The sequence below is a fragment of the Streptomyces sp. NPDC091280 genome, from assembly GCF_044768565.1.
Classification (GTDB): Bacteria; Actinomycetota; Actinomycetes; order Streptomycetales; family Streptomycetaceae; genus Streptomyces.
In genome coordinates this window covers 61,488-81,059 of the sequence record NZ_JBIVUZ010000016.1, presented here as the reverse complement: position 1 = coordinate 81,059, position 19,572 = coordinate 61,488, and the positions used below count along the sequence as shown (strand labels likewise).

General features: G+C 72.0%; 22 protein-coding genes. 11 read left to right on the top strand and 11 right to left on the bottom strand.

All coding sequences use genetic code 11. The features are described 5' to 3' along the window. The first annotated feature begins 76 nt into the window (after positions 1–76). Both ACIQPR_RS39650 and ACIQPR_RS39645 read left to right on the top strand, forming a co-directional pair. Positions 77–1,531: an aldehyde dehydrogenase family protein gene (locus tag ACIQPR_RS39650; RefSeq protein ID WP_403659135.1), complete on the top strand. Its 1,455-nt coding sequence runs from the start codon at positions 77–79 to the stop codon at positions 1,529–1,531. Positions 1,532–1,556: 25 nt separating this feature from the next. Further along, positions 1,557–2,663 (top strand): NAD(P)-dependent alcohol dehydrogenase, encoded by a 1,107-nt coding sequence (locus ACIQPR_RS39645; RefSeq protein ID WP_403659132.1) that lies wholly within the window; start codon positions 1,557–1,559, stop codon positions 2,661–2,663. Between the two features lie 19 nt (positions 2,664–2,682). On the opposite strand, the gene ACIQPR_RS39640 is transcribed toward ACIQPR_RS39645, so the two are convergent. Further along, complete coding sequence (locus tag ACIQPR_RS39640; RefSeq protein WP_403659129.1) at positions 2,683–3,633, bottom strand: NADP-dependent oxidoreductase; 951 nt, start codon at positions 3,631–3,633, stop codon at positions 2,683–2,685. 71 nt (positions 3,634–3,704) lie between these two features. On the opposite strand from ACIQPR_RS39640, the gene ACIQPR_RS39635 reads away from it, so the two are divergent. After that, positions 3,705–4,655, top strand: a complete 951-nt coding sequence (locus tag ACIQPR_RS39635) for a GlxA family transcriptional regulator (RefSeq protein WP_403659126.1) — start codon at positions 3,705–3,707, stop codon at positions 4,653–4,655. A gap of 64 nt (positions 4,656–4,719) precedes the next feature. Here ACIQPR_RS39635 and ACIQPR_RS39630 read toward each other — a convergent pair whose 3' ends face one another. From ACIQPR_RS39630 to ACIQPR_RS39615, 4 genes are all read right to left on the bottom strand, one after another. After that, positions 4,720–5,283: a TetR/AcrR family transcriptional regulator gene (locus tag ACIQPR_RS39630; RefSeq protein WP_403659123.1), complete on the bottom strand. Its 564-nt coding sequence runs from the start codon at positions 5,281–5,283 to the stop codon at positions 4,720–4,722. Next, positions 5,280–5,642 carry a DUF1304 domain-containing protein gene (locus tag ACIQPR_RS39625; RefSeq protein ID WP_355911344.1) on the bottom strand — a complete coding sequence of 121 codons (363 nt, stop codon included), beginning with the start codon at positions 5,640–5,642 and terminating at the stop codon, positions 5,280–5,282. The genes ACIQPR_RS39630 and ACIQPR_RS39625 overlap by 4 nt, the downstream gene beginning before the upstream one ends. A gap of 74 nt (positions 5,643–5,716) precedes the next feature. After that, complete coding sequence (locus ACIQPR_RS39620) at positions 5,717–7,348, bottom strand: amidohydrolase (protein ID WP_403659119.1); 1,632 nt, start codon at positions 7,346–7,348, stop codon at positions 5,717–5,719. A gap of 20 nt (positions 7,349–7,368) precedes the next feature. Next, positions 7,369–8,859, bottom strand: coding sequence for an APC family permease (locus tag ACIQPR_RS39615; RefSeq protein ID WP_403659116.1), 1,491 nt, complete (start codon positions 8,857–8,859; stop codon positions 7,369–7,371). 134 nt (positions 8,860–8,993) lie between these two features. Between ACIQPR_RS39615 and ACIQPR_RS39610 the strand changes: the two genes are divergently transcribed. Both ACIQPR_RS39610 and ACIQPR_RS39605 read left to right on the top strand, forming a co-directional pair. Next, positions 8,994–9,713, top strand: a complete 720-nt coding sequence (locus ACIQPR_RS39610) for a TetR/AcrR family transcriptional regulator (protein WP_403659114.1) — start codon at positions 8,994–8,996, stop codon at positions 9,711–9,713. Between the two features lie 111 nt (positions 9,714–9,824). Beyond that, positions 9,825–10,205: a VOC family protein gene (locus ACIQPR_RS39605; RefSeq protein WP_403659111.1), complete on the top strand. Its 381-nt coding sequence runs from the start codon at positions 9,825–9,827 to the stop codon at positions 10,203–10,205. Positions 10,206–10,251: 46 nt separating this feature from the next. Here the strand turns inward: ACIQPR_RS39605 and ACIQPR_RS39600 are convergent, their stop codons facing one another. After that, positions 10,252–10,554 (bottom strand): DUF4235 domain-containing protein, encoded by a 303-nt coding sequence (locus ACIQPR_RS39600; RefSeq protein ID WP_403659108.1) that lies wholly within the window; start codon positions 10,552–10,554, stop codon positions 10,252–10,254. A 286-nt stretch (positions 10,555–10,840) separates the two neighbouring features. Continuing rightward, positions 10,841–11,290: a nitroreductase family deazaflavin-dependent oxidoreductase gene (locus ACIQPR_RS39595; protein WP_403659105.1), complete on the bottom strand. Its 450-nt coding sequence runs from the start codon at positions 11,288–11,290 to the stop codon at positions 10,841–10,843. Between the two features lie 458 nt (positions 11,291–11,748). Here ACIQPR_RS39595 and ACIQPR_RS39590 point away from each other — a divergent pair, with 458 nt between their 5' ends. Both ACIQPR_RS39590 and ACIQPR_RS39585 read left to right on the top strand, forming a co-directional pair. After that, the gene (locus ACIQPR_RS39590) at positions 11,749–12,981 is read left to right on the top strand and encodes a cytochrome P450 (RefSeq protein ID WP_403659102.1); all 1,233 of its coding nucleotides are present in this window, start codon (positions 11,749–11,751) and stop codon (positions 12,979–12,981) included. Positions 12,982–12,994: 13 nt separating this feature from the next. Next, entirely contained in the window at positions 12,995–13,201 is a 207-nt protein-coding gene (locus ACIQPR_RS39585) for a ferredoxin (protein ID WP_403659099.1), read from the top strand. Between the two features lie 107 nt (positions 13,202–13,308). Here ACIQPR_RS39585 and ACIQPR_RS39580 read toward each other — a convergent pair whose 3' ends face one another. After that, entirely contained in the window at positions 13,309–14,187 is an 879-nt protein-coding gene (locus ACIQPR_RS39580) for a sigma-70 family RNA polymerase sigma factor (RefSeq protein ID WP_403659096.1), read from the bottom strand. A 68-nt stretch (positions 14,188–14,255) separates the two neighbouring features. Here ACIQPR_RS39580 and ACIQPR_RS39575 point away from each other — a divergent pair, with 68 nt between their 5' ends. Beyond that, positions 14,256–14,918, top strand: a complete 663-nt coding sequence (locus ACIQPR_RS39575) for an FMN-dependent NADH-azoreductase (protein ID WP_403659093.1) — start codon at positions 14,256–14,258, stop codon at positions 14,916–14,918. 2 nt (positions 14,919–14,920) lie between these two features. Here the strand turns inward: ACIQPR_RS39575 and ACIQPR_RS39570 are convergent, their stop codons facing one another. Next, on the bottom strand, positions 14,921–15,472 hold the full coding sequence (locus ACIQPR_RS39570) for a TetR/AcrR family transcriptional regulator (RefSeq protein WP_403659090.1): 552 nt from the start codon (positions 15,470–15,472) through the stop codon (positions 14,921–14,923). A 98-nt stretch (positions 15,473–15,570) separates the two neighbouring features. Here ACIQPR_RS39570 and ACIQPR_RS39565 point away from each other — a divergent pair, with 98 nt between their 5' ends. Both ACIQPR_RS39565 and ACIQPR_RS39560 read left to right on the top strand, forming a co-directional pair. After that, the gene (locus ACIQPR_RS39565) at positions 15,571–16,029 is read left to right on the top strand and encodes a nuclear transport factor 2 family protein (protein WP_403659087.1); all 459 of its coding nucleotides are present in this window, start codon (positions 15,571–15,573) and stop codon (positions 16,027–16,029) included. A gap of 15 nt (positions 16,030–16,044) precedes the next feature. Next, positions 16,045–16,605: a flavoprotein gene (locus tag ACIQPR_RS39560; RefSeq protein WP_403659084.1), complete on the top strand. Its 561-nt coding sequence runs from the start codon at positions 16,045–16,047 to the stop codon at positions 16,603–16,605. Here the strand turns inward: ACIQPR_RS39560 and ACIQPR_RS39555 are convergent. Further along, entirely contained in the window at positions 16,602–17,456 is an 855-nt protein-coding gene (locus tag ACIQPR_RS39555; RefSeq protein ID WP_403659081.1) for a hypothetical protein, read from the bottom strand. The two genes, ACIQPR_RS39560 and ACIQPR_RS39555, sit on opposite strands and share 4 nt — an antisense overlap. Positions 17,457–17,666: 210 nt before the next feature. Between ACIQPR_RS39555 and ACIQPR_RS39550 the strand changes: the two genes are divergently transcribed. Continuing rightward, positions 17,667–18,638, top strand: a complete 972-nt coding sequence (locus ACIQPR_RS39550) for an aldo/keto reductase (protein ID WP_403659078.1) — start codon at positions 17,667–17,669, stop codon at positions 18,636–18,638. Between the two features lie 45 nt (positions 18,639–18,683). On the opposite strand, the gene ACIQPR_RS39545 is transcribed toward ACIQPR_RS39550, so the two are convergent. Beyond that, complete coding sequence (locus tag ACIQPR_RS39545; RefSeq protein ID WP_403659075.1) at positions 18,684–19,463, bottom strand: phytanoyl-CoA dioxygenase family protein; 780 nt, start codon at positions 19,461–19,463, stop codon at positions 18,684–18,686. Positions 19,464–19,572 lie beyond the last annotated feature (109 nt).

The window sequence follows — 19,572 nt, the reverse complement described above, 5'->3', positions numbered from 1 at the left end:
TGAGACTGCGGACCAGACGAGAAACCAACAGGAATCCTGTTGGTTGAAATCTTGGCAACGATGCTGAGGAGTGGCGATGACCGCCTTCGAGATCGAACCCGGCCGCCTGTTCGTCGGGGGGCAGTGGCGCGAGGCCGCCGACGGAGCGCGCACCGAGGTGGTCGACCCGTCCCGGGGCCGGGTCGTCACCACCGTCGCCGAGGCCGGCCCCGCCGACGTGGACGCGGCCGTCCGCGCCGCCCGCGAGGCCTTCGACAGTGGCCGCTGGTCCGGGCTCAGCGGCCGGGAACGCGGCCGGATCCTGCACCGCGTCGCCGAACTCATCCGCGAGAACGCCGACGAACTCGCACGGCTGGAGAGCCTCGACGTCGGCAAGCCCATCACCCTGTGCCACGCCGTCGACATCACCAACGCGGCCAACGACTACGAGCACTACGCCGCCCTCGCCTTCTCCCTCGACGGCGCCACCCGCGACACCCCGCTCAACGCCCTCGCCTACACCAAGCGCGAGCCGCTCGGCGTGGTCGCCGCGATCACCCCCTTCAACTTCCCCCTGATCCTCGCCGGTTCGAAGCTCGCCCCCGCCCTCGCGGCCGGCAACACCGTGGTCCACAAGCCCGCCGACGAGACCCCGCTCAGCGCCCTCTACATGGCCGGACTGTTCCAGCGGGCCGGCGTCCCGGACGGGGTCGTCAACGTCGTCACCGGCACCGGACCGGTCGCCGGCGAGGCCCTGCTGCGGCACGCGGGCGTCGACAAGATCGCCTTCACCGGCTCCACCGCGGTCGGCCGGCACGCCGCGAGCGTCGCGGGCGAGCACCTCAAGCCCGTCACCATGGAACTCGGCGGCAACGCGGCCCACATCGTCTTCGAGGACGCCGACCTGGAGAAGGCCGTCGGCGCGGTCATCAAGGGCTTCGTCTTCAACACCGGCCAGTTCTGCATGGGCGGGCCCCGCCTCCTGGTCGCCCGGCCCGTCTACAGCACCCTCCTCAACATCCTCGCCGACGCCGTCCCCGGCGTACCGCTCGGCGACCCCCGGCTGCCCGAGACCGTCGTGGGCCCGATGGCGGGGGAGCGGCATCTGCGCAAGGCCGAGGAGTACGTCGACCTCGCCCGCAAGGAAGGCGCCCGCATAGTCTGCGGCGGCGAACGCCTCGACCTCGACGGCGGCTACTACTACAAGCCCACCGTCATCGCCGACCTCGCCAACGACTCCCGGGTGATCCAGGAGGAGATCTTCGGACCGGTCCTCACCGTGCAGCCCTTCGACACCGAGGACGAGGCCGTCGCACTCGCCAACTCCACGCCCTACGGCCTGGCTTCGGGCGTCCAGACCGGCAACCTCGCCCGCGCCCACCGCATCGCCGACCGCCTCCAGGCGGGCATCGTCTGGGTCAACGACTGGGCGATGCTCGACCCCAACGTCCCCTTCGGCGGCGTCAAGGACTCCGGCTTCGGCCGCGAGTACGGCCCCGAGGGCCTGGCCGCCTACACCCGGACCAAGTCCGTCGTCGTCTCGCTCGACTGACCACGCCCACCTAGGAGTTCCCACGATGTCCACCACCACGCGCGCGGCCGTCGTCGAGTCGGGCGGCGCGCCCTTCCGGCTCACCGACGTCGAACTGACCGAGCCCGGCCCGCACGAGGCGCTCGTCCGGGTCGTCGCGACCGGCCTGTGCCACACGGATCTCGGAGTGGCGAGCGGCGGACTGCCCTTCCCGCTCCCTGGAGTTCTCGGTCACGAGGGCGCCGGTGTCGTCGAGGAGGTCGGCTCCGCCGTCACCGGGGTCGCACCCGGCGACCATGTCGTGCTGTCCTTCACGTCCTGCGGCGACTGCCGTAACTGCCAGGGCGGACACCCCGCCTACTGCGCGACCTGGCTGCCGCTCAACCTCATCGGCGGTCGCCGCGCCGACGGCAGCAGCACCATCAGCCGGGACGGACAGCCCCTCGGCGGCCACTTCTTCGGCCAGTCCTCGTTCGCGGAGCGGGCGTTGGTCGACGAACGCAGCCTCGTGAAGGTCGACCCGGATGTGCCGTTGGAGTCGATCGCCCCGCTGGGCTGCGGAGTTCAGACCGGCGTCGGTGCCGTCTGGAACGTCCTCAAGCCCCGGCTCGGCGACACGATTGTGGTGCTGGGCGCCGGAGCGGTCGGCCTGTCGGCCGTGATGGCCGCCGCGCTGACGCCCGCCACCCGGATCATCGCCGTCGACAAGGTCGCCGAACGCCTGCTGCTGGCGAAGGAGTTGGGTGCCACCCACACCGTCAACGCCGGTGAGGCCGACCTCGGTGAGACCCTCGCGGTGCTGACCGACGGGCAGGGTGCCGACGGCATCGTCGAGACCACCGGCAGTGTCGCCGTCCTCCGCCAGGGCGCCGACGCGCTCGCCGCCCGGGGCACGCTGGTCGTCGTGGGGGCGCCGCCGTTCGGCAGCGAAGTCGCCCTGGACGTCAACGGGTTGATCCCCGGGAGGCGGATCGTGGGACTCACCCTCGGCGACAGCGAGACGCAGAGCTTCATCCCCGCGCTGGTGCGGCTGGTGAAGGAGGGGCGGCTGCCGCTGCACCGCCTGATCAGCACCTATCCGTTCGCGGACATCGACCGGGCGGTACGGGACATGAGCGCGGGCAAGGCCATCAAGCCCGTGCTCACGTTCTGAACCCATCGGTCCGGCCGACTCAGTCGACCGTCAGCACCAGCTTGCCCGTGGTGCGGCCGGTGTCACCGAGCGCGTGCGCCTCGGCGGCACCGGCCAGCGGGAACGTCCCGGCGATCGTCGCCCGCAACTTCCCCGCCTCGACGAGGTCCGCGACGGCCTGGAGATCGGCGCGGTCGGCGTCCACGAGCATCCGCACCGCCCGCACCCCCAGCCGCTCGGCCTCCTCATGGAATTCCGCGCCGCCGATCGGCAGGATCGAGATCACCACCCCGCCCGGCCGCAGGACCCGCAGTGAACTGACCGCGTTGTCACCGCCGAGCGTGTCCAGGACGACGTCCACGTCCTTCACGGCCTCGGTGAAGTCCGTCTCGCGGTAGTCGATCACCTCGTCCGCGCCCAGCTCGCGCAGGAAGTCGTGCTTGCCCGCGCTGGCCGTGCCGATGACGTACGCGCCGTGCGCCTTCGCGATCTGCACGGCCACATGACCGACCCCGCCGGCCGCCGCGTGGATCAACACCCGCTGCCCCGGCCGGAGTTCCGCGTTCTCCACCAGCGCCTGCCACGCGGTCAGCGAGACCAGCGGCAGCGCGCCCGCCTGGACGTGGTCGACGGCGGCCGGCTTGTGGACGAAGCCGCGGGCCGGGGCGGCGACGTACTCCGCGTGCGAGCCGTGGCCCCACGGGTAGGACAGCATCCCGAAGACCTCGTCGCCCGCCTTGAAACGGGCGACCCCGACGCCCACCGCCTCGACGACGCCGGAGACGTCCCAGCCCAGGACGAACGGCGGTTCGCCGAGGAATCCGCCGGTCTGGCGGTGCTTCCAGTCGGTGGGGTTGAGTCCGGCGGCCCGTACCCGGATCAGGATCTCGTTGGCCCGCGGGGCGGGCTTCGCCACCTCGACCGCTTCGAGGACCTCGGGACCGCCGAGGACTTGCTGACCGACGGCTCGCATGGTGTTCACAGTGCTCATGGTCGACCAGCCTGCCGGGAGCCGCCCGCCAAGAAAATGGCAGGATGGTCAGTCTTCGATAGGATCGTGCCATGCAGCAGCGTGTGGAACGGGTCGTGGTCCTGGCGCTCGACGGCGTCTACCCCTTCGAGCTGGGCATCCCCAGCCGCATCTTCGGCGCCGCCGACGGCCGCTACGAGGTGCTGACCTGCACCGTCGACGGCCGCCCGGTGCGCACCAACGCGGACTTCTCGATCACCGTCGAGCACGGCCCCGAGATCCTGGAGACGGCCGACACGGTGGTGGTCGCGTCCATGGCGTCCGACCGCATCCCGATCGGACTGCCCGACGAGATCGCCGCCGCGCTGGCCCGCATCCGCCCGGACGCGCGGATCGTCTCGATCTGCACCGCCGCCTTCGTGCTGGCCGCGGCAGGCCTCCTCGACGGTCGCCGCGCCACCACCCACTGGTACTCCGTGGACCGCTTCCGGGCCGAGTATCCGCAGGTCGACCTCAACCCGGACGTGCTCTTCGTCCACGACGGCCGTATCCTCACCTCCGCCGGAGCGGCCTCCGGTGTCGATGTCTGCCTGCACATCGTGCGCACCGACCACGGCAGTGAACTCGCCAACTTCGTCGCCCGCTGCTGTGTCGTCCCCCCGTTCCGGGACGGCGGCCAGGCCCAGTACATCCGACGGCCGGTCCCCGAGACCGGCGCCACCGGCACGGCCGCCACCCGCGAGTGGGCCCTTGCCCGCCTGGACGAGCCCCTCGCCCTGAACGACCTGGCCCGCCACGCCGGCATGAGCCTGCGCACCTTCGCCCGCCACTTCAACGACGAGGTCGGCCTCAGCCCCGGCCGCTGGCTGATCCAGCAGCGGGTGGCCCGTGCCCGCGACCTGCTGGAGGGCAGCGACCTCTCGGTCGACCAGATCGCCGGCCGCGTCGGCTTCGCGACGGGCGCGTCCCTGCGCCAGCATCTGCACGCGGCGATCGGGGTCTCCCCGCAGGCCTACCGGCGGACGTTCCAGGAGACCCGGTGAGCCGGCGAACCGGTCAGCTGCTGACCCGCTGACCCGCTGACACCAGGTCCCAACCGGCCTTACGTCAGCGGCTCATGTGCAGCGCGACCAGCAACTGCCAGACCTGGTCGGCGATTTCCTCCGGCGTCCCCTCCAACAGCCCGTGCAGCCAGTCGGCCAGCACCCCGCCGAAGGTCCCGGCGACCGCCGAGGCGACCAGCGGGGCGTCGGCCGCGCCCGCGAGTTCGCGCTCGCGGAGGCTGTAGGCGCGCAGGTCCCGGTGCAGCACCAGACCCAGCGGACCGCCCCCGCCCGCGCTCAACAGGGCGCGGTACAGGGCCGCGTGGGGGAGCAGACCGGTGAAGAACTCCGACAGCGCGGGCGGCGCGTGCACCGGGTCGGGCCGGCCGCGCCAGGCGTGCAGTGCCTCCACCGCGTCCCGTACGACATCCGCGCAGGCGTCGACCGCGAGCGCCTCCAGGCCGTCGTAGTGGACGTAGAACGTGGCCCGGCCGATCCCGGCCCGGCGGACCAGGGCGGCGACGCCGACCTCCGCCAGGGGGTGTTCGGCGCACTCGTCGAGGAGGGCCTGGCGCAGCCGGGCCCGGGTGCGGGCGGCCCGCGGGTCCTCGGGCTCGGCGCGGCTCACCGCGCGATCAGTACGGCGGCCAGGGCCAGCGCGCCAGGCAGCGCCTGCGCGAACAGGATGCGCCGGTTCGCCGTCACCGCGCCGTAGACGCCCGCGACCACGACACAGCTCAGGAAGAAGACCTGGGCGCGGAAGCCGGTCGGGTCGGCGGCGATCAGGCCCCAGATCAGGCCCGCGGCGAGGAAGCCGTTGTACAGCCCCTGGTTGGCGGCCATCGGCGCGGTGGCCCTAGCCATCTCGGGGTCGAAGCCGTGCAGACCGCGCCCGGGCTTCTTCTGCCACAGGAACATCTCCAGCACCAGGATGTACAGATGCAGCGCGGCCACCAGGCCCACCAGCACGTTCGCGAGCGTTTCCACGATCAGCCGACCCCTCGTCGTATTGGACAGGTGTCCACTATAGCTGGACACCTGTCCATGTACGACCGCTCGGGTCAGGCGCCGTCCGCCGCGTACACCTCCGCCCCGCCCACGTAGGTGAGCGCCACCCGCGCCTGCGCGATCTCCTCCGGCGGCGCCTCGAACGGGTCGCGGTCCAGGACCACCAGATCCGCCAGCGCGCCCACCGCCACCCGGCCGGTGTCGTCCAGATGGTTCGCGTACGCCGAACCCGCGGTGTACGCCGTGAACGCCTCGGCGAGCCCGATGCGCTCGCCCGGCAGGAACACCGGACCGGTGCCGCCCGGCTCGACCCGGTTGACCGCGACATGGACGCCGTGCAGCGGATCGGGACTGCTCACCGGCCAGTCGCTGCCCGCCGCGAGAGTGGCCCCGGACCGCAGCAGCGCCCCGAACGGGTACTGCCACAGGACGCGTTCGGGCCCGAGGAACGGAATCGTCAGCTCGTCCATCTGCGGTTCGTGCGCGGCCCACAGCGGCTGGATGTTCGCGACCGCGCCGAGCCGCGCGAACCGCGCCACGTCGTCCGGGTGCACGACCTGGAGATGCGCCAGATGCGGCCGGGTGTCACTCGGCCCGTTCGCCTCCCGCGCCGCCTCGACCGCGTCCAGCGCGCCGCGTACGGCCCGGTCGCCCAGCGCGTGGAAGTGGCACTGGAACCCGAGCGCGTCCAACTCGACGACGTACTTGGGCAGTTGCTCCGGGTCGATGAAGCTGGTGCCCCGATTGGCCGTGGCGCAGCCGCACTTGTCGAGGTACGGGTCGAGCAGAGCGGCGGTGCCGGTCTCGGCGACCCCGTCCAGCATCAGCTTCACACTGCCCGCGCGGAACCGCCCGTGGCTCAACGCGGCTCGCCGCTCCACGAGTTCGGGTATCTGCTCGGCCCCGCGCTCGCGGTCCCACCACAGCGCGCCGACCACCCGGGCGGTGAGCGAGCCGTCGCGGGCCGCCGTCAGATACGCGTCCGACGGATCGGCCATCCCCGCGAACCTGCCGACGATCGCGTCCTGCCAGGCCGTGACGCCGAGCGCGTGCAGATGCCGCTGGGCGTGCAGCAGCGCGGCCAGCCGGTCGGCGGGCGTGGTCGCCGGCGTGAGCCTGCCGACCAGCTGCATCGCCCCTTCCTGGAGCGTCCCGGCCGGTTCGCCCGCCGCGTCCCGCTCGATCCGCCCGTCCGCCGGATCGGGCGTGTCCCGGGTGATCCCCGCCAGTTCCAGGGCCCGGCTGTTGACCCACGCGCCGTGGTGGTCCCGGTTGGGCAGATAGACCGGCCGGTCCGGTACGACCGAGTCCAGCTGCTCCTTCGTCGGCGTGCCGCCCTCGAACGCCTCCATCGACCACCCGCCCCCGGTGATCCACTCCCGCTCGGGATGCGCGTCCGCGTAGGCGCGCACCGCGGCGAGCGTGTCCGCCGCGGTCTTCGTCCCGGTCAGATCGCACTGGGTCAGCTCAAGCCCCGCCGGCACCGGATGCACATGGGCGTCCTGGAACCCGGGCAGCAGCAACCGCCCCGCCAGATCGACGACTTGGGTGCCCGGTCCGGCGAGTTCGCGCACCTCGCCGTGGCCCACGGCGGTGATGCGGTCGCCGGTGACGGCCACGGCGTTGGCGGTGCGGCCCTCGGGGGTGAGGACATGGCCGTCGGTGAAGAGGAGGTCTGCGTGCATGGTCCGTTTCCTTGCGGGGGTCATGAAGAGGTGACGAGCAGCTGCGGCGCGTCGGCGTCGGTGCCCCGGCCGGACTGGAAGTAGGGCGACTTGCGTACCCACTTCGCCCAGGCGGCGGCCACGAAACCCGACGCGATCATCACGGCCGGGGTGAGCAGCAGGAACCAGCCGTTGTCCGCGCTGACTTCGAGGTGGTCGGTGGAGGTGTAGAAGGACCAGGCGAGATAGCCGCCGAGCCCCAGCAGCGCCAGCGCGCTCAGGGTGGGCAGCACGACCGCGCGGATGCCCTGCCGCCAGTCCTCCTGGAGGAGCGAGCGGAAGCGCACGGCGGCGGCGAGGGCGGTGAGCGCGTAGGAGAGGGCGACGACGATGCCCACGGCGTTCACCGTCGCCATGATCATGTCGGCGAGACGCGGAATCACCAGGGCCAGTGCCGCGACCGCCGTCGCCAGCGCGCCGATCAGCAGGGTGCCCAGGGCCGGAGTGCCGTAGCGCGCGCTGACCTTGGACCAGACGGGGCCGAGGGTGCGGTCGCGGCTCATCGCGAACATGCCCCGCGCGGTGGGGATCACGCCCGACTGGAGGGAGGCGACCGCCGAGAACATCAGGGCCACCAACGGCAGCGCGGCCAGCGGTTGCGAGGCGAGGCGGTCGCCGAAGTAGGCCAGGCCCTGAGCGCCGTGGCCCGCCAACTCGCCCTCGGACAGCACCCGTTGGAAGGCGATCGAACCGAGCAGGAACAGCCCCAGCATGGTCACGAGGGTGATCAGCCCGGCCCGGGAGGCGTCGCGCGGGTCGCGCACCTCCTCGTTCACGGTGAACGCGGCCTCGAATCCCCAGTAGCAGAACACCGAGAGCAGCAGGCCCTGCGCGAGCGCCGACGCCGAGGGGATCGCGAAGGGGTCGAACCAGCTCAGGCTGAAGGAGTGCGGGCCGGTGACGATGCCGTAGCCGCAGAAACCGAGCAGGACGACGTACTCGAAGATCAGCAGTCCGGTCTGGAGGCGGGCGGCGGTGCGGACGCCGGTGACCGCGGTGAGGGTGACCGCGACCAGCACGACGATGCCGACCGCGGTCGTCTGCGCCGTCGAGCCCGGGTCGAGCGCGAGGCCGGCCAGCCGGTGCACTCCGGCCTCCCCGGCGAGCTGGATCATCGCCGAACCGGTGACCGCCGTGGTGTACGCGAGGAACGCGATCGTCGCGACGATGTTCACCCAGCCGACCAGGAAGCCCAGCCACGGAGTGAGCGAACGGCCCACCCACACATAGCCGTTGCCCGCGTTCGGCTCGACCTTGTTGAGCCGGGAGTAGGCGCCCGCGATGCCCAGGATCGGCAGGAAGGCCAGCAGCATGATGGCCGGCAGATGCAGCCCGACCACCCCGGCGGTCACACCGAGACCGATGCCGATGCTGGTGGTCGCGGCCGTGCTGGACGCGGCGATGGCGACGCCGTCCAGCAGACCGAGGGACTTGCGCAGTGCGGGCCCCGACGGGGGTGGCGTGTCGATCATGGCGTGCTCTCCGCTCGCACCGGGGGGCCCGAACGGCCCCGGTGAACGCACATGAAACTGCGCGGGCCCTTAACAGGTCAACGGTGTTGTCATAAGGTGCGGACACCCGGAACCGAACAGCGAGGAGGTGCCGGATGAGCGACCGTGTCGTCCCGGCCGCCGACCGGCGGCGCAGACGCCCCACCAAACAGGGTGTCGTCCTGTCCGAGGAACTGATCGTCGAGACCGCCCTCAGGCTCATCGAGGAGCACGGCGTCGAGGCGCTCTCGGTCCGCCGGCTCGGCCGCGCCCTCGGCGCCGACCCCAGCTCCCTGTACCGCTACTTCCGGCACACCGACGACCTGATGCTGGCCGTCGCCGACGAGCTGATCGGCCGCACCCTGCGCGTCTGGCGGCCCACCGGCGACTGGCTGGCCGACCTGCGGGACCTTGGCCTGCGCATGCACGCGGGCGCCCTCGCGCACCCGAGGGCGGCGATGCTCAGCTCCTACCGGGTGACCGGGCGGGTCTACGAGATCCAGGCCGTGGAGACCATCCTCGGGGTGCTGCGCGGGGCCGGCTTCCCCGACGCCGACGCGGTGCGGATCTACCACGCCTACGTCGACCAGGCCCTCGCCTTCGGCGCCCTCGACTCCGCGAACACGGCGCTGCCGAAGTCCGCCCGCGAGGCCGAGGCCGCCGTATGGCGGGCGATGTACGCCCGGCTGCCCGCCGACACGCATCCGCACATCGCGGCCACGGCCCGCCATCTCGTGGCCACCATGCGGCACAGCTCCTACCCGGCGGCGCAGGACATGCTGCTGAGCGCGGCGGCGGCGCGGCTCGCCGAGATCCGGGCGGCCGGGACGGACTGAACGCCCACCGCTCCTGTGCGGGGCTCCGGCATCAACTGACCGAACGGGGATACCCGTTGGGTGCGCCGCAACCGGACCCGACGCTTGCGCGCCCGGACTCTCGGAGGAACCATGCCACTCGTCAACGCAAGCTTCGTGGTGCTCGACGCGGTCGAGCCGGAGAAACTCGCCGTGTTCTACACGGAGTTGCTCGACGGCGAACAGACGGACATCTCGCTCGACCAGGTGGAGATCCGGGGCGCCGACGGCACCCGGCTGGCCTTCCGTCGCGACGCCGGCGCCATCCCGCCGAGCTGGCCCCGCGCCGAGAACAACCAGCAGGTCCATCTGGACTTCCTGGTGGAGGACCTGGACGAGGCGGAGCGCAGGATCATCGGCCTCGGCGGACGGGCGCTGGAGACCAAGGACATGCCGGGCCCCTACGAGGAGCGCGTGTACGCGGACCCGGCCGGCCACTCCTTCACCCTGCGCCCGACGCCTGAACAGGCCTGAGCCTCCTCGGCATCCGGCGCCTCGACACCCCTACTCCCGAACACCCCTACTCCCGGCCGCCCTTGTCCTTCGCCGGCCAGACACCGGTGGAACGCTCGATGGCCTTCGCGCCGGTCCGGTCCGCCGCGCTGCGGGCCACCGCGAACAGGGCGCCCTGGAGCGCGGCGGCGAACAGGATCTCGCCCCAGCCGCGGTTGCGGTCCAGCGGGTCGGGAGCGTCCTCCTCGTGCCGGATCGCCTTCCACGCGGCACGGAAGGCACGGCCCGCGAGGGCGCCGCTGACCATGCCCAGGACCAGGCCGACGGGCTGGTAGACGAGGGGGAGTTTCTTCTTCTTGGTCTTGGCCACGAGTGTCTCCTTCTGCGCACGTGCCGGTCGGCACCCCGACGGTGTCATCGAAACCGGGGCTCCGGTAGAGGGTGTGACCACCACCCTCGGGACCCGCGTCACCGTCCACGTGGCACTCGGTGGCCGACAGCCTCGACGATCACCTGCCGGGTGGTGCGGGAGGCAGCGGAAAGCCCCGCCGCGACGGGGGAGCGCGGCGGGGCCTGAACGTCGGGTGCCCGGCGGGCACCCGTTCATGCGCCTCGGGACGGGAAACTTCCCGGCGGACGCGGAACCGCTCCCGGCGTCAGCTCTCGTCGGCCGGTTCGAGGACGAAGACGGGGATCTGCCGGTCCGTCTTCGTCTGGTACTCGGCGTAGGGGGGATACGCGGCGACCGCCCGCTCCCACCACTCGGCCTTCTCGTCGCCGGTGACCTCGCGGGCGGTCAGGTCCCACTTCTGCGGGCCGTCCTGAAGCTCCACCCGGGGGTCGGCCTGGATGTTGAAGTACCAGACCGGGTGCTTGGGCGCGCCGCCCTGCGAGGCGACCACGGCGTACTGCCCGTCGTGCTCGACCCGCATCAGCGGGGTCTTCCGGATCTTCCCGCTCTTGGCGCCCACGGTCGTCAGCAGGATGACGGGCAGGCCCGTGTCCATCAACGTCGTCCCCTTGGTGCCACCGGAGCTCTCGTACAGCTCCACCTGGTCGCGCACCCACTGGCTCGGGCTGGGTTCGTACTCGCCCTCAAGAGGCATGGCATCCGTCCCATCTCGCGTTCTACGGCTGTCTCGCACCGTGATTCAACACCAGCCGCCGCCCGATTCATCCGCACCGCGACTCTCTTCGGCCACGCCCCCTCCATCGGACGACGCCGGGGAAAACACGCCGTCGACCAGGACACGCGCGATCTCGGCGAGATCCGGCTGGCCCGCAGGTCCGTCGGGCGGCCGGATCGCGCCAGGTTCGCCCGGCGGCCCGGCGGCCGGGGGAGGGCGATCGTCCGGTGTCACACGCACGCGGACAGCCTCGCCGCGGCCCGTGCCTTCAGCGGCGGACCGGGTGCGCGGTGATCGCGGGACCGGACGAACCGGACCGTCGGGTTCAGCCAGATTGTAGGGACCACCGATCTGGCCGAACTTGAGGTGGCCCTATAGGTGCCTCGGGCATCTAATGAAGATCGGCACGACGCACTTCTTCGTCTGCGAGGTCTTCCATGACGGATCTGACGGATCTGACAACTCCGACCGACCCGACCGTCCCGACCGAACCCGTCGCCTTCCCCCAGAGCCGCACCTGCCCGTACCACCCGCCATCCGGTTACGACCCCCTCCGCGCCGACCGTCCGCTGAGCCGCGTCACCCTCTACGACGGCAGCCCGGCCTGGCTGGTCACCGGTCACGCCGTCGCCCGCGCGCTCCTCGCCGACCAGCGCCTGTCCTCCGACCGCACCCGCCCCGGCTTCCCCGCCACCACCCCGCGCTTCGCGGCGTTCCGGGAGCGGACGGCGGCCCTGGTCGGCGTCGACGACCCCAAGCACCGCACCCAGCGCCGCATGATGATCCCCGGATTCACCGTCAAACGCGCCACGGCGATGCGGCCCGACATCCAGCGGATCGTCGACGAACGGCTCGACGCGATGACCGCCCGGGGCGGGCCCGTCGACCTGGTGCCCGCGTTCGCGCTGCCCGTGCCCTCGATGGTGATCTGCGCGCTGCTCGGCGTCCCGTACGCCGACCACGAGTTCTTCGAGGCGCAGTCCCGACGGCTGCTGCGCGGACCCGGGGCCGAGGAGACCCGGGACGCGCGCGCCCAACTCGACCAGTACCTGGGCGAGTTGATCGACCGCAAGCAGCGGGAACCGGGCGACGGACTGCTGGACGACCTGATCCGGGAGCAGTTGCACGAAGGCGCCCTGGACCGGGCCGAGTTGGTATCGCTCGGGCTCATCCTCCTGGTCGCGGGGCACGAGACGACCGCCAACATGATCTCCCTCGGCACCTTCACACTGCTGCGCCACCCCGAGCGGCTGGCCGAACTCCGCGCCGATCCACGGTTGTTGCCGGACGTGGTCGAGGAACTGATGCGGATGCTGTCGATCGCGGACGGCCTGATGCGGCTGGCCGTCGAGGACATCGAGGTGGACGGCGTGACCATCCGGGCCGGCGAAGGCGTGCTCTTCTCGACCTCGGTCGTCAACCGCGACGAGGCCGTCTACCCCGCCCCGGACGCCCTGGACTGGCACCGCCCCACCCGCCACCACATCGCGTTCGGCTTCGGCATCCACCAGTGCCTCGGCCAGAACCTGGCCCGCGCCGAACTGGAGATCGCCCTGCGCAGCCTCTTCGACCGGCTGCCCACGCTGCGCCTGGCCGCACCGGCGGAGGAGATCCCCTTCAAACCGGGCGACACGATCCAGGGGATGCTGGAACTCCCCGTGACCTGGTAAGAGGCTGCGCTCCATGCACACCGAAAACACCGAAATCCACATCGACAAGGACCTCTGCATCGGGGCGGGCCAGTGCGCCCTGGCCGCCCCGGGCGTGTTCACCCAGGACGACGACGGCTACAGCACGGTGCTGCCCGGCAAGGAGGACGGCGCCGACGACCCGATGCTCCGCGAGGCGGCCCGCGCCTGCCCGGTCACCGCGATCACGGTGACCGGCTGACCCGGCGGGCCGACTCGGCGGGTCGACCGGGCGGGCCGACCGGGGTTTCCCGTGGGGCCCGCCGGAGCTTCCCGTGCGGCCCGGCCGGAGCTTCCCGTCCGGGCCGGTCAGCCCGCCGTCCCCAGTACGGCCACTTCCACACCCCGCAGCCGCTCCCGGTCCGCGATCACCTCGTACGCCGTGACCCGCCCGCCCTCGACGCTCACGCGAAGCGCGAGCAGCAGTCGTCCGCCCGGGGCGACCACGATGCCCGCGTCCCCGTCGACGAGGGCGAGCGCGGCGAACCGGGTCCGGGCGCGCAGCAGCACCGTCCCCTCGGCGACCGCGCGGGCCCCGCGCAGCTCGGCCGGGACGCCGGGCGGCAGCGCGGCCGGTTCGGCGTGCCGGACCACGTCCGGGGCCAGCACGTCGAGCAGCGCGCCGAGGTCACCGCCCCGCGCGGCGGCGAGGAAGGCCCCGACGACCTCCCGGTGCCGGTCCAGTTCCGCGCCCGGCACCACGGGCGTGCCCCGCACCTTGTGCCGGGCCCGGCTGGCGAGCTTCTTCGCGGCGGGCAGTGAACGGTCCAGCACCGCCGCGATCCGGTCGAACGGCACCGCGAACAGATCGTGCAGCACGAACGCGACCCGCTCGGCCGGCCCCAGCGCGTCCAGCACCACCAGCAGCGCGAGCCCCACCGAGTCGGCGAGCACGGCCTCGTCCTCGGGCAGTTCACCGGTACTGGGCTCGGGCGGCCGGTCGCCGTAGGGGTCCTCCCGGCGGGACGCGCGGGCGCGCAGCATGTCGAGGCAGATGCGGGAGACGACCGTCGTCAGCCAGGCGGGCAGGTTGTCGATGCCGTCGCCGCCCGCGCGGCTCAGTCGCAGCCAGGCCTCCTGGACCGCGTCGTCCGCCTCGCCGAGCGAGCCCAGCATGCGGTAGGCGACGGCCCGCAGCCGTCCGCGCTCCGCCTCGAACCGCTCGGCCAGTTCGTCGTGCCCGTGCATGGGTCACCTTTCCTCGTCGTGCTCCGTCACCCCTGTGACGCATCCGAACCGACCGAGGTGACCACGTCATGCTGCTGCACATCGACTCCAGCGCCGATTCGACCGCCGACTCCGTGACCAGGCGACTCACCGAGACCTTCGTACGGGCCCACGGCGCGGCGGACCACCGGCACCGCGACCTGTCCGCCGAACCGGTGCCGCCGATCACCCCCGCCTACACCACCCTCGGCCGCCGCGTGGAACGCGAGGGCTTCGTTCCGCCGGCGAAGGTCCCCGCCCTGATCGAGACCGCCGCCGAGCGGCGCGAGTGGGACCTGACCCGCCCGTACATCTCCGAACTCCTCGCCGCCGACACCCTGTTGCTCGGCGTCCCGATGTACAACCTCTCCGTCCCCGCGAGCCTGAAGGCGTGGATCGACCGCGTCACCTTCCCCGGCGCGCTCACCGATCCGGACACCGGCGAGAGCCTGCTGCGGGACACCCGGGTGGTCGTGGTCATGGCCCGCGGCGGCGGTTACGGCCCCGGCACCCCGCGCGGGCACCTCGACTTCCAAACGCCTTATCTGAAGGCCTACTTCGGCAACCTGGGCGTACCGCCGGAGCATCTGCACCTCGTCGCCGCCGAGCTGACCCGGGTCGACGTGATGCCCCGCCTGGCGGGCCTTGAGCATGTGGCGGCGGACTCTCTCGACCGGGCCCGCGCCACGCTCACGACCCTCGCCGCCGTCTGACCTCAGCAGGCCCGCAGCAGTGTCCGGACCGCCTCGCGCGCCTCCGCCGCGGGCTCCGCGTCGCCGGTGATGCCCGCTGTGACCATGGCCCCCTCGGCGAGCAGGAACACCTGCCCGGCCAGTGCGGCGGGCAGGTGCGCGTCCGCCACGAGACCGGCCAGATAGTCGCGGAACGCCCCTTTGTGCGCGCGGACTTGGGCCACCACCCGCTCCGAGCTCGCGCCCAGTTCGCCGTAGGAGTTGATCCACGCGCAGCCGCGGAAGCCGGCCTCGCCGAACCACTCCTCCAGCCAGTCGAAGACGGCCGGAATCCGCTCCCGTGGATCTTCGTGCCGTTCGACGTGCTCGGCGAGGCGTGCACGCCAGCGCAGGTCACGGCGTTCGAGATACGCCTCCACCAACTGGTCCTTCGCGGGGAAGAGTTGGTAGAGCCGCTTGAGTGAGAGCCCCGAAGCGGTGCGCACGGCGTCCATCCCGACGGCCTGCACACCCCGGCCGTAGAACAGTTCCTCGGCGGCGTCCAACGCCTGCTCCCGGGCGACCGCGCTGTCCATCGAAGAACTCCTCCTTGACCTGAGAACGACCGTTCTCTACGTTAGCAGTCGTCCGGAGAACGCACGTTCTCGCTCTCGTTCCCCCTCTGGAGACGACCATGGCCGACCGCCCGCCCCTCCCGCCCTTCACCCGCGAGACCGCAGCGCAGAAGGTGCTGGCCGCCGAGAACGCCTGGAACACCCGCGACCCGGAACGCGTCGCGCTCGCCTACTCGGAGGACTCCGTCTGGCGCAACCGGGACACCTTTGTCACCGGCCGCGCCGAGATCGTCGCCTTCCTCACCGCCAAGTGGGAGCGCGAGCACGAGTACGCCCTGCGCAAGGACCTCTGGGCCTACGACGGCAACCGCATCGCGGTCCGCTTCCAGTACGAGTGCCGGGACGCCGACGGGCAGTGGTGGCGGTCGTACGGCAACGAACTCTGGGAGTTCGACGAGCACGGCCTGATGACCCGGCGCGAGGCGAGCATCAACGACGTGGCCATCGAGGAGAGCGACCGCCGCATCTTCGGAACCCGCCCCGAGGCCGAGCGCGAGGACACCTTCCCGCTGCACTAGTCCTAAGCTCCCCGGATGACCGCACAGGACTCGAAACCCTTCCTCTACGTCGTCGTCTGCGCCGCCGGTGTCGCCGTGGACGTCGGCAGGCTGATCGCCGCCGCGCAGGAACGGGGCTGGGAGGTCGGGGTGTTCGCGACCCCGGTCGCGATGGGCGGGTTCTTCGACACGGCCGCCGTCGAGGCGCGGACCGGCCGCCCGATCCGCTCGGCGTGGCGAACTCCCGGGGATCCGCGCCCCTTTCCGCCCCCGGACGCCGTGATCGTGGCGCCCGCCACCTTCAACACGATCAACAAATGGGCGTCCGGAACGGCGGACACCCTCGCCCTCGGTACCCTCTGCGAGGCCTACGGCCTCGGTGTCCCGACCGTCGTACTCCCTTGTGTGGGCGACGCGTTGGCCGCCCACCCCGCCTACCGGGCGAGCACGGCCAGGTTGCGCGAGATGGGCGTCCGCTTCGGGGAGCCGTACTCCGGCGCGGCCCAGGAGGACGGCGGGCGGCCGGAGTTCGGCTGGACGAAGGCGCTGGACCTGCTCCAGGAACGGGATCAGGAACAGGAACAGGAACAGACCTAGGAGCAGGTCACCGTGGGTCCGGCCAGCATGCCCCCGGTGTAGAGCGTCTGGCCCTGCGGCATCCAGTACCCCAGCTTCGAAACCACCGTGGAACAGCGGGACTTGAGGGCGACCCGGACCACCACGGTGTCCGGGTGCCCCGGCTGGAGGTCGGTCAGCGCGCAGTCCAGGGCGTGCGGGAGCCGGTCCTGCGCGGGATGGCGGCCGATCAGCGGATTGACGCAACGGGCGTCGCTCGTGGTCAGTTCGGCCCCCGTGCCCTCCTCCGCGATGAGCCCGAACCGCGCGCTGCCGTCGCCCTCGGCACTGTGCCGTTCGACCGTGTACGTCAGCGTCGTCACGGAGTCCGGCCGCAGCGTGCTCCGGTCGACCGTGATGCCGTGCGTCGCCCTCGGCCTGGGCGCGGTCAGTGTGAGCGACGCGCGGACCGTGCCCTGCACATCCACTCCCTCGGGCAGCGAGCGGACGCGTACGGTGGCCGTGAAGTCGTACGTCCCCGGCCCCGGATACTGCCCCGAGCCGGGCAGCGTGCCCGACGCGACGATCTCGCCGCCGCGCCGCGCGGTCCAGGTGCCCGAGGTGCGGCACGCGTACTGGACGGTCGACCGGAGCCGCCGGCAGGTCGCGGGCGCCGACACCGCCATGGTCGGCGTGCCGCTGCCCGCGCAGAGACCGATCACGGCATGCGCCCCGCGCGGCCCGTGCAGGGTGCCCGCGGGCGCGCACAGCGTCGACGGCGGCTCGGGCGCGGGCGGCACCGGGTCCGTGTCACCCCACGCGGGCGACATCAGGGCCAGCGGCAGCACGGCCGCCCCCAGCAGGATCCTCAGTCTGGTCCAAGCTCTCGGCACCGCGTTCCTCCCGTACGGCGACGACCGGCCGGGTGCCGGATCGTCCGCACCGAGGATGCGTGCCCCCGCGCACGGCCCGACCGCTCCCACGCCGGGCGGCCGGGGCCGGTCACACCAACGCCGGACGCCGTCCGGCGCCGCCCGCCGCCCCGCCCCGACGAAGTCGTACGCTCCAGAGCGGTACCGAACTCGACGGCAGGAGCAGCAACGATGCAGTACGTGAAGCTCGGTTCGACCGGCCTGGACGTCTCGCGGATCTCGCTGGGCTGCATGACCTACGGACTCCCGGACCGCGGCACCCACGAGTGGACCCTCGACGACGAGGCGTCGCGCCCGCTGATCCGGCAGGCGCTGGAGGCCGGGATCAACTTCTTCGACACCGCCAACGTCTACTCGGACGGCACCAGCGAGGAGATCACCGGCCGGGCGCTGCGCGACTTCGCCCGCCGCGACGAGGTCGTGCTCGCCACCAAGGTGCACGGCCGGACGCACCCGGGACCCAACGGCGCCGGGCTCTCCCGCAAGGCGATCATGGCGGAGATCGACCACAGCCTCGAACGCCTCGGCACCGACTACGTGGACCTCTACCAGATCCACCGCGCCGACCCGCACACTCCCGTCGAGGAGACCATGGAGGCGCTGCACGACCTGGTGAAGGCGGGCAAGGTCCGTTACATCGGGGCGAGTTCGATGTTCGCCTGGCAGTTCGCCAAGCACCAGCACATCGCGGAGCGGCACGGCTGGACCAAGTTCGTGTCCATGCAGAACCACTACAACCTCCTCTACCGCGAGGAGGAGCGCGAGATGCTGCCGCTCTGCGCGGACCAGGGCGTCGGCGTGCTGCCGTGGAGCCCGCTGGCGCGGGGCCGCCTCACCCGGGACTGGGGCACCACCACCGAGCGCAGCAGCAACGACAACTTCGGCAACCGCCTCTACCAGGACGGCGACCGGACGATCGTCGAGGCGGTCACCCGGATCGCCGCCGACCGGGGCGTCCCGCGCGCCCAGGTCGCCCTCGCCTGGCTGCTGGCCCAGGGCACGGTGGCCGCACCGATCGTCGGCGCGGCCAGGCCGCGGCACATCGAGGACGCCGTCGCCGCCGTCGAACTGGAGCTGAGCGACAAGGAGATCGAGGAACTGGAGCAGCCCTACACCCCGCACGCGATCAGCGGCCACTCCTGACGTATCGTCAACAAAGGCTGTCGTAGGCCTAGTTGATGTGGGACGTCAGTGCGGACCGGGCGGTGCGAACTCCGTGCCGCACGGGCCCGCGCCGGCGCTCTCGGCCAGCGGCACCCGTTCGCCGCTCATCGCGATCGTGCGGTAGAACGTCCCGATGCGGTCGGCCGAGCGGCCCACATAGTGCCCGATGAAGGAACGGCGGAAGCGGTCCGCGCTGCGATTGGGCTGCGAGCCGTGCACCAGGCTGCCGTTGAAGAACAGCACGTCCCCCGGCGCCATGTCGACCGGTACCGCCGACAGCCCGGGCGGCGGGGGAACGTACTCGCGCGCGAACGACACCCCGGGATCCGCCTCCTCCGGACAGAACACGTCCATGCGATGCGTGCCGGGCACGACCTCCAGGCCGCCGTTCTCCCGGTCGATCTCGTCGCAGGCGATCCACGCGGCCACACAGGTGCCCGGCTCGGCCCGCAGATAGAAGTTGTCCTGGTGCAGCGCCTGGCCCCGCGCCCCCGGCGGCTTGAAATAGAACATGCTCTGCGCGGCCAGCACCTCCTCGCCGAACAGGGCCTCCAGGACGTCCCGCAGCCGCGGATCCAGCAGGACGCGCAGCGCGAGGTCGTCGATCTCGTGCGGGTGCATCACCCTCGGGTGGGCGAGCAGCGGGTCGTCGCCGGGGCGTGGCGCGAAGTGGCCGGGCACCGGGCCCGCCGCGTGCAGTGCCGTGAACCGGGCGCAGAGCCGGTCGATTTCGTCGTAACTGAACAATCCGCGCGCGACCGTGAACCCGTCCTCCTCGAACGCGCCGATGTCCGTGGCTGTCATGCGGGACCTCCTCGGTGTGGTGTCACCACCACACTCTCAGGAGGCCGGGCGCCCGCCTATTGGTTGGTCATGAACTCCCCATCGGTGGGGGAGTGGCAGGTGTCAACTC

Bases quoted from the DNA above. Each gene is read 5' to 3' on its own strand.
- ACIQPR_RS39635 (WP_403659126.1), top strand. From the start codon at position 3,705: ATGCAGCAGCGTGTGGAACGGGTCGTGGTCCTGGCGCTCGACGGCGTC.
- ACIQPR_RS39550 (WP_403659078.1), top strand. From the start codon at position 17,667: ATGCAGTACGTGAAGCTCGGTTCGACCGGCCTGGACGTCTCGCGGATC.
- ACIQPR_RS39575 (WP_403659093.1), top strand. From the start codon at position 14,256: ATGCTGCTGCACATCGACTCCAGCGCCGATTCGACCGCCGACTCCGTG.
- ACIQPR_RS39560 (WP_403659084.1), top strand. From the start codon at position 16,045: ATGACCGCACAGGACTCGAAACCCTTCCTCTACGTCGTCGTCTGCGCC.
- ACIQPR_RS39595 (WP_403659105.1), bottom strand. From the start codon at position 11,290: ATGCCTCTTGAGGGCGAGTACGAACCCAGCCCGAGCCAGTGGGTGCGC.
- ACIQPR_RS39545 (WP_403659075.1), bottom strand. From the start codon at position 19,463: ATGACAGCCACGGACATCGGCGCGTTCGAGGAGGACGGGTTCACGGTC.
- ACIQPR_RS39650 (WP_403659135.1), top strand. From the start codon at position 77: ATGACCGCCTTCGAGATCGAACCCGGCCGCCTGTTCGTCGGGGGGCAG.
- ACIQPR_RS39645 (WP_403659132.1), top strand. From the start codon at position 1,557: ATGTCCACCACCACGCGCGCGGCCGTCGTCGAGTCGGGCGGCGCGCCC.
- ACIQPR_RS39615 (WP_403659116.1), bottom strand. From the start codon at position 8,859: ATGATCGACACGCCACCCCCGTCGGGGCCCGCACTGCGCAAGTCCCTC.
- ACIQPR_RS39620 (WP_403659119.1), bottom strand. From the start codon at position 7,348: ATGCACGCAGACCTCCTCTTCACCGACGGCCATGTCCTCACCCCCGAG.
- ACIQPR_RS39590 (WP_403659102.1), top strand. From the start codon at position 11,749: ATGACGGATCTGACGGATCTGACAACTCCGACCGACCCGACCGTCCCG.
- ACIQPR_RS39640 (WP_403659129.1), bottom strand. From the start codon at position 3,633: ATGAGCACTGTGAACACCATGCGAGCCGTCGGTCAGCAAGTCCTCGGC.
- ACIQPR_RS39565 (WP_403659087.1), top strand. From the start codon at position 15,571: ATGGCCGACCGCCCGCCCCTCCCGCCCTTCACCCGCGAGACCGCAGCG.
- ACIQPR_RS39580 (WP_403659096.1), bottom strand. From the start codon at position 14,187: ATGCACGGGCACGACGAACTGGCCGAGCGGTTCGAGGCGGAGCGCGGA.
- ACIQPR_RS39610 (WP_403659114.1), top strand. From the start codon at position 8,994: ATGAGCGACCGTGTCGTCCCGGCCGCCGACCGGCGGCGCAGACGCCCC.
- ACIQPR_RS39585 (WP_403659099.1), top strand. From the start codon at position 12,995: ATGCACACCGAAAACACCGAAATCCACATCGACAAGGACCTCTGCATC.
- ACIQPR_RS39570 (WP_403659090.1), bottom strand. From the start codon at position 15,472: ATGGACAGCGCGGTCGCCCGGGAGCAGGCGTTGGACGCCGCCGAGGAA.
- ACIQPR_RS39605 (WP_403659111.1), top strand. From the start codon at position 9,825: ATGCCACTCGTCAACGCAAGCTTCGTGGTGCTCGACGCGGTCGAGCCG.